10 protein-coding genes and 1 pseudogene are annotated in these 7,461 nt (G+C 39.3%); 7 read left to right on the top strand and 4 right to left on the bottom strand.

The annotated features are described in order from the left end of the window. Both P8M52_RS04420 and P8M52_RS04415 read left to right on the top strand, forming a co-directional pair. Nucleotides 1–1,215: DHHA1 domain-containing protein (locus P8M52_RS04420; RefSeq protein ID WP_300307874.1), on the top strand; the 1,215-nt coding region annotated here is incomplete at its 5' end. A 20-nt stretch (nt 1,216–1,235) separates the two neighbouring features. Continuing rightward, a complete protein-coding gene (locus P8M52_RS04415; RefSeq protein WP_300307871.1) occupies nt 1,236–1,499 on the top strand; it encodes a thioredoxin family protein in 264 nt (87 codons plus the stop codon). Between the two features lie 70 nt (nt 1,500–1,569). Here the strand turns inward: P8M52_RS04415 and P8M52_RS04410 are convergent, their stop codons facing one another. Together P8M52_RS04410 and P8M52_RS04405 are read right to left on the bottom strand one after the other, a co-directional pair. Beyond that, on the bottom strand, nt 1,570–1,860 hold the full coding sequence (locus tag P8M52_RS04410; RefSeq protein ID WP_300307868.1) for a TusE/DsrC/DsvC family sulfur relay protein: 291 nt from the start codon (nt 1,858–1,860) through the stop codon (nt 1,570–1,572). Nucleotides 1,861–2,022: 162 nt separating this feature from the next. Then, nucleotides 2,023–2,190, bottom strand: a complete 168-nt coding sequence (locus tag P8M52_RS04405) for a hypothetical protein (RefSeq protein ID WP_300307865.1) — start codon at nt 2,188–2,190, stop codon at nt 2,023–2,025. Nucleotides 2,191–2,434: 244 nt separating this feature from the next. Here P8M52_RS04405 and prmA point away from each other — a divergent pair, with 244 nt between their 5' ends. Then, nucleotides 2,435–3,313, top strand: a complete 879-nt coding sequence (gene prmA, locus P8M52_RS04400; protein ID WP_300307862.1) for a 50S ribosomal protein L11 methyltransferase — start codon at nt 2,435–2,437, stop codon at nt 3,311–3,313. A gap of 8 nt (nt 3,314–3,321) precedes the next feature. Beyond that, nucleotides 3,322–4,371: a tRNA (5-methylaminomethyl-2-thiouridylate)-methyltransferase gene (locus tag P8M52_RS04395; protein WP_300307859.1), complete on the top strand. Its 1,050-nt coding sequence runs from the start codon at nt 3,322–3,324 to the stop codon at nt 4,369–4,371. On the opposite strand, the gene thiS is transcribed toward P8M52_RS04395, so the two are convergent. Together thiS and P8M52_RS04385 are read right to left on the bottom strand one after the other, a co-directional pair. Next, nucleotides 4,368–4,568: a sulfur carrier protein ThiS gene (gene thiS, locus P8M52_RS04390; RefSeq protein WP_300307856.1), complete on the bottom strand. Its 201-nt coding sequence runs from the start codon at nt 4,566–4,568 to the stop codon at nt 4,368–4,370. The genes P8M52_RS04395 and thiS overlap by 4 nt on opposite strands. Beyond that, nucleotides 4,565–4,834, bottom strand: coding sequence for a heavy-metal-associated domain-containing protein (locus P8M52_RS04385; protein WP_300307853.1), 270 nt, complete (start codon nt 4,832–4,834; stop codon nt 4,565–4,567). The genes thiS and P8M52_RS04385 overlap by 4 nt, the downstream gene beginning before the upstream one ends. Before the next feature lie 116 nt (nt 4,835–4,950). Between P8M52_RS04385 and carA the strand changes: the two genes are divergently transcribed. From carA to carB, 3 genes and pseudogenes are all read left to right on the top strand, one after another. Beyond that, nucleotides 4,951–6,072, top strand: a complete 1,122-nt coding sequence (gene carA, locus P8M52_RS04380; RefSeq protein ID WP_300307850.1) for a glutamine-hydrolyzing carbamoyl-phosphate synthase small subunit — start codon at nt 4,951–4,953, stop codon at nt 6,070–6,072. A 47-nt stretch (nt 6,073–6,119) separates the two neighbouring features. Next, nucleotides 6,120–6,755 (top strand): VacJ family lipoprotein, encoded by a 636-nt coding sequence (locus tag P8M52_RS04375; protein WP_300307847.1) that lies wholly within the window; start codon nt 6,120–6,122, stop codon nt 6,753–6,755. 22 nt (nt 6,756–6,777) lie between these two features. Further along, a pseudogene (gene carB, locus P8M52_RS04370) lies at nt 6,778–7,461 on the top strand (carbamoyl phosphate synthase large subunit); the annotation flags it as partial.

Genomic DNA, 7,461 nt, shown 5'->3' with positions numbered 1-7,461 from the left:
CAGGCATTAATTAAAGATGGTGAGTTGGTTGATTTTATTGAAGCTGGCGATCAAGCAATTATTGTTTTGGCGCAATCTAGTTTTTATGCAGAATCAGGTGGCCAAGTTGGTGACAGTGGTTTGCTAACTAATAATAGCGTTGAATTCGAAGTTACCAATACACAAAAACAAAAAACAGGCGCTTTTGAGCATCATGGTGTTGTGTTAAGTGGTGTGATTAAGCAAGGTGACGTGCTTGAAGCTAAAGTAGATGCACGCAAACGTAAACGTATTGCCCGTAACCACTCAGCGACACACCTTCTGCATGCAGCACTACGCAGTGTTTTGGGCGAAACAGTCACGCAGAAAGGTTCTTTGGTCGATAGCGAAAAGCTACGTTTTGACTTCTCACATGATGAAGTGATTGATAAAACTGATTTGGATAAGATCGAAGCAACGGTGAATCGCCGAATCTTGGGTAATTCTATCGTTCATACCGATGTAACTGATATCGAAACAGCAAAGAAAAAAGGTGCAATGGCACTCTTTGGTGAAAAATATGGTGATAGTGTGCGCGTGTTAAGCATGGGTAAGAATAATTTTTCAGTAGAGCTTTGTGGTGGTACTCACGTTAATCAGTTGGGTGATATTGGCTTGTTTAGAATTGTTTCAGAAGGTGGTATTGCTGCAGGCGTGCGTCGTATCGAAGCAATGACTGGTTATGATGCTTATCAATTTGATAAGCAAACTGAAGATAGTTTGAGTGCTATTGCACAGATGACTAAGTCAAACAATGCGCAAGCGGTTGAAAAAGTAGCGCAGCTAATAAAGCAACAAAAAGAATTAGAAAAGCAAATCGCCACTTTCCAAAAACAGCTAGCGAGCAGTCAAGGTGATGACATTGCTGGTCAAGCTGTTGAAGTAAATGGTGTTAAATTACTAGCCACGGTTGTTACCGGGGTGAGTGGTAAAGATTTACGCGACATTGCTGATAAACTTAAAGATAAGTTAGGTTCTGCTGTTGTGGTATTGGCAGCAGTTAATGACGGTAAAGTTGCTTTGGTTTCTGGTGTAACTAAAGATTTAACCAAGCAATATCAGGCGGGTAAGATTCTTAATCATGTAGCCTTGCAGGTGGGCGGTAAAGGCGGTGGTCGACCAGATATGGCACAGGGTGGCGGCACTCAGCCAGACAATATTGACTCAGCTTTGGCTTCAGTTAAAGATCTTCTATAACAACCATTAGGACTAACATTATGGCCAAAAAAATTGTTAAATTAAGCTCAGAGAGCTGTGCACCTTGTAAACAATATGAACCTATTTTCAATTCATTTAAAGCTGAACTAGAATCATCAGGCTGGACTATTGAAACGCTTGATGTTACGGAAGTGAGAGGGGGTGCGTATGCACAAAAATACGGCGTTCGTGGTGTGCCAGCCACATTGATCATTGAAGAGGGTCAAGATCCTATTATAAAAATGGGGGTTGTTGATTCGATTGCAGATTTGTTAGATCTATAGCAATCTGTTTTAACAGTCAGACAATAAAAAACCCTCGTAAGAGGGTTTTTTAGTCTAAGCAGTTGGTGCTTTATACACAACCTGTTGGTTGAGGCATGCCACCATACTTAGTAATAGGCTTCATAGGGCCAGTTAGCCATTCTTTGAAAAGAACTTTTTTGTCAATTTTGACGTATTTTGCAAAAGTTCTAATTGGTGGAACTGATGAGTTATCAGAGAAATATTCTCTTGCTGCAAGGATTTGAGTAACCTGAGAGTCTGATAAAGTAATATCGTCTTCTGCTGCCATCTCATGCATAATTTCTTCGGTCCAAATTGAAGGATCTACTAAGTAGCCGTTTCCTGTTCTATCTAATGCCATTGTAATACCATTGTGAATTTAATTAAAAATATTATATAAGATTGATTGTTATCAAATTTTATAAATATACGTTTAGTTTTTATGGATATGGCGTAGCCAAATCCAAAGTGTTAAAAAACCCTCGTAAGAGGGTTTTTTGAATTTAGCTAGCCGTTGCCGGTACTATCTAAAATCTTCTAATTCTTCTGCAGACTTCATGCCTTTTTTGTAGTCTTGAGTTGCAGCAATAGTTTCTTTACCGTCTCTTTTGTTTAAAGGGTTGCTTGCGTTTAATTTCTCTAAGCTGCTTCCTAATGAAGGTCTGTTGCCTTTTGTAATGCCGTTAGCCATGATATCTCCTAATAATTAATAAACCTTTAAATCTTTTGACTTAAAGATGTGAACGAAACAAATTATACGTAAATGCAAGTTTTTAGCACTATTTTATAGTGATATTGCCACCTATCCCTTAGGGGGTATATAGAAGTTTCTTGACTGTCTTTGAATGGTTGATCTTATTTACTATATTGGTTTTGACGACAATTTATTGATATAGGATATGTAGATTATTGCACACAGGTATAATTTGAATGCTATGGACTGGATGCAATTAACCTTACAAACAAGTAAAGATCAGGCTGACTTTGTTAGTGAAATACTCACTGGACTAGAGAGTGTTTCTGTAACTTTTCTTGATACAAAAGACGATGCTATTTTTGAGCCACCTGTTGGCGAAACCCCTTTGTGGCAACATGTTACTATCACTGCCTTGTTTGACTTAGAGGCGGATCAGGCGCATATTAAGCAAATGCTTAGTCAGATTTGTAATGTTCATGAGGCGAGCTTTGAATTGCTTAAAGATCGTGTTTGGGAAAATGAGTGTAAGAAAGATTTTCATGCCATGCAATTCGGAGAGAAAATTTGGATTTGCCCTTCCTGGGAGGATGATTCAGACTTACCAAATGACGCCGTTATTATTGATATGGATCCTGGTTTAGCATTTGGTACAGGCACCCATCAAACCACAGATCTTTGTTTGCAATATCTAGATGCTAATGCACCCAAAAATTGCACAGTGATTGATTATGGCTCGGGTACTGGTATTTTAGCGATTGCGGCAATTAAATTAGGTGCTACACAAGCAATCGCCGTGGATAATGACCCTCAAGCAGTCGTTGCTACAATTAATAATATTGAGACAAACCAATGCCAAGATAAAATTAACGTATTGCATACGGATGATGAAGGTAAGCTTGATCCAGTAGATTTATTAATTGCTAATATTTTAGCTAACCCTTTGGTTAGTTTATGTGAGCATTTTTCAGGCTTGGTGAAATCAAATGGTAGAATTGCATTATCCGGTATTATGGAAAATCAACTACCCATGATTCTTGATGCTTATGGAGAGTATTTTGAACATCTGAAAGTGGTACAAAAAGATGAATGGTGCTGTGTGAGTGGCCAGCGTAAATAAAAAAAATTATGACAGATAAAAAACAAATTAAAGCAGTTTCGTTAATTTCAGGCGGATTAGATTCATTGTTGAGCACTAAGTTATTGCTTGATCAAGGGATTCATGTTGAAGGTATTAATTTCTTCACAGGTTTTTGTGTCGAAGGGCATACGCATGCAATTCGTAAGCAGAAGAGTGATAAGCCAAAACGCAACAATGCTTTATGGGTGGCTGAGCAGCTGGGCATTAAGCTGCATATTATTGATGTTATTGAAGAATATCGAGATGTGTTGCTAAACCCAAAACATGGTTATGGCAAGAATATGAATCCATGTTTAGATTGTAAAGGCTTTATGGTGAAAAAAGCTAAACAGTGGATGGAGGAAAATGATTTTGACTTTATTATTACCGGCGAGGTAATGGGTCAGCGCCCCATGTCACAACGCAAAGACACCATGCCCGTTGTACAAGAAGAGTCAGGTGCAGATGATTTACTATTACGCCCTTTATGCGCTAAGCATTTGCCAGAAACTAAGGCAGAAAAAGAGGGCTGGGTTGATCGCGAACAATTACTGGATTTTTCAGGACGTACACGCAAACCACAAATGGCCTTAGCTAAAGAATACGGCTTTGAAGATTATGCAACCCCTGCAGGCGGTTGCTGCTTTTTAACTGACAAACAATACTCTGATAAATTGGTTGATATGTGGCAGGCTCGCGGTAATCGTGATTATCAATTAGATGATTTAATGATGTTGAAGGTAGGGCGCCATATCCGACCAAATCAGCGTTTTAAAATGATCATTGCTAGAGAAGAGGGCGAGGTTAAGTTTTTAGAAGGCTATCGAAATCAATACGCAAACCTTTACCCAACCAGTTGTAATGGACCAATTGCATTAATTGATGGAGAGCCTAATCAAGAAGATCTTAAGATTGCTGCTCAAATTTTAGCGCGTTATTCTCAAGGCCGAGAGCAGGCAAGTGTTGATGTAGAAGTTAAACTTAATGTGGGTGTGGCACAGCAATTGAGCGTTGTGCCAATGGGTGTAGATGAAATTCCTAAAGCCTGGTTTGTTTAACCGCCACCCACAGCTTTGATAATTTCAATCTTATCATTAGCATTTAATGTAAATTCGGCGTGCCCAGATTTTGGAATGATGGCCTCGTTTACTTCCAAAGCAATACGCTGATCTTGGTAGTTAAGTTGATTGATTAAATCTTCAGCTGTCGCTGAAGATTGCAGTTCTAGCTCTTTACCGTTAACGATTACAATCATTTGTCTATTTTGCCAATAGCGCAAGAAACAAATGATTTTGCTTTAGCCTTGGCCGAATCAAAACCATGCACAGAGTCTATCTCTGGGTAGCCTAAATCTAAAAGAACTTGAGCCAACTCATCTCTTTTAGATTCGTCAATGTCAATGTTGATAATACCTTGTTCGATATTAACCTCTATTTTATCAGTTGCAAAATCTGCGGATAATTTTTTGGTAATTGAACCAGCACAACCGCCACATTTGATATTTTCTACTGTAATTTCCATTAGATTCCCTCGCTATGGTTTAAGTGTAATTATACCCATTAGATTCATATATTTGACCCTCAGGCAAGTAACACAATATGGTAAAATTCCCGAAGTTTTTCATTAAGGAGTATCCGGTGTCACAAGTTGCCTTATTAGCATTAGAAGATGGTCGAGTTTTTTATGGAAAATCTATTGGCGCTAGTGGAGATACATTGGGTGAAGTGGTATTTAACACCTCAATGACTGGTTACCAAGAAATTCTAACGGATCCTTCATACACGCAACAAATTGTTGCATTAACCTATCCTCATATTGGCAACACCGGAACAAATGTTGTTGATGAAGAGTCTAGTAAGGTTTATGCAGCTGGCTTAATTATTCGTGACTTACCGCTACTTAGTAGTAATTGGCGCAATACAATGCCATTGGACGAGTACTTGCAGACTAACAATATTGTGGCTATTAGTGATATTGATACTCGTGCATTAACTCGCCATTTACGTGAAAACGGCTCTCTTAAAGGTTGCATTGTTGCTGGCGATAATATTGATGAAGCGGCAGCAATTGCCAAAGCTCAATCCTTTGCCGGATTGAAAAATATGGACCTAGCAAAAGTGGTTTCTACTCCAGAGCAATACCAGTTTAATAAGGGCTCTTATTTTTTAGAAACAGGGGAGTTTGCTGAATTAGATTCGAAGTTTAAAGTTGTTGTGTACGACTACGGCGTTAAAACTAACATCTTAAGAATGCTAGTTGATCGTGGTTGTGATTTAACAGTGGTTAATGCTCAAACCCCAGTGGCAGAGGTTTTAGCTATGAATCCAGATGGCGTATTTTTATCAAATGGTCCAGGTGATCCTGAGCCATGTGATTATGCCATTAGCAATATTGCAGTATTATTAGAAAAAGACATGCCGATTTTTGGTATTTGTTTGGGTCATCAATTATTAGCTTTGGCTAGTGGTGCAAAAACCGAAAAGATGAAGTTTGGTCACCATGGTGCGAATCATCCAGTGCAAGATTTAGACACTAAACAAGTCATGATTACGTCGCAAAATCATGGTTTTGCGGTAGCAGAAACCAGTATGCCGGCCAATCTTGAAGTGACACACCGTTCGCTATTTGATGATACTATTCAGGGTGTACGAGTTAAAGGTAAGAGGGCATTTAGTTTCCAGGGGCATCCAGAAGCCTCTCCAGGCCCTCATGACGTTAGTGGTTTGTTTGATATATTTATTAAGGAGATAAGTCAGTGAATAAATTTTTGATAGGTTTGCTGCTATTGATAAGCAGTTCTTTTGCCGTGGCAGAAATCGATCCGTTTGAAGAAACCAATAGAGTTGTATACGAGTTTAATGAAACAATTGACGACAATCTATTAGAGCCAGTTTCTCGAGCGTATAAAGACAATATGCCTAATTTTGTTCAAGATCGTGTGAGTAATTTTTTTGGTAATTTACGTGATGTTACTACCCTTGCTAATCAAATCCTACAATTCAAAGTAGAGCAAAGTGCCATAACATTGGGCCGTATTGCGGTTAACTCTACAGTGGGCTTGTATGGTTTGTTTGATGTTGCTACTGAGATCGACTTAACCACAACCAATGAAGATTTTGGTCAAACGCTGGCACTCTGGGGTGTGAACGAAGGTCCGTATATCGTACTACCATTGATGGGCCCTTCAACACTAAGAGATAGTGCAGGCTTGTACGTTGACTTAAGTTCTGATGCTAATTTAATTAATGAAATGGAAGATATGGGTGCACTAAGCGCAAGCACCATGAATCTCATTGATAAGCGCGTGGAGCTACTCCCTGTAACAGACTTAATCGATCAATCAGACGATCCTTATATCACTATGCGATCTTCTTATTTACAAAAACGTGAGTTTGATATCTTTGACGGTAATCCGCCAGTGACAGAAGACGACGAATTTTAAAAGAACAAACACTTAGAGAATAATGCCAAAAAGACAAGACCTAAAAAGTATTTTAATTATTGGTGCCGGCCCAATTGTCATTGGGCAAGCCTGTGAATTTGATTATTCTGGCGCTCAAGCTTGTAAAGCATTGCGCGAAGAAGGATATCGGGTAATTTTGGTTAATTCCAATCCTGCTACGATCATGACCGATCCACAGATGGCAGACGCAACTTATATTGAGCCGATTGAATGGCGTACGCTTGAAAAGATTATTGAAGTTGAAAAGCCAGATGCATTACTGCCTACTATGGGTGGCCAGACAGCTCTAAATTGTGCGCTTGACCTAGAACGTCATGGCGTCCTAGAGAAGCATGGTGTGGAAATGATTGGCGCAAGAAAAGAAGCAATTGATAAGGCGGAAGATCGTGATTTATTCCGTGAAGCAATGCTGAAAATTGGCTTGGATATGCCTAAAGCAGCTGTTGCCCATACACTAGAAGAAGCGTTTGCTGTACAAGAGACTGTTGGCTATCCAACGGTTATTCGCCCCTCATTTACAATGGGTGGCTCAGGTGGCGGTATCGCCTTTAACAAAGAAGAATTTATTGAAATCTGTGAGCGTGGCCTTGATTTATCTCCAACCAATGAGTTGTTAGTAGAAGAGTCAATCCGTGGCTGGAAAGAGTTTGAAATGGAAGTGGTGCGCGACACCAAAGATAATTGT

It is taken from the genome of Candidatus Thioglobus sp. (genome assembly GCF_029243085.1).
Lineage (GTDB): Bacteria > Pseudomonadota > Gammaproteobacteria > PS1 > Pseudothioglobaceae > Thioglobus_A.
This window is presented reverse-complemented; position numbering and strand designations above follow the sequence as displayed.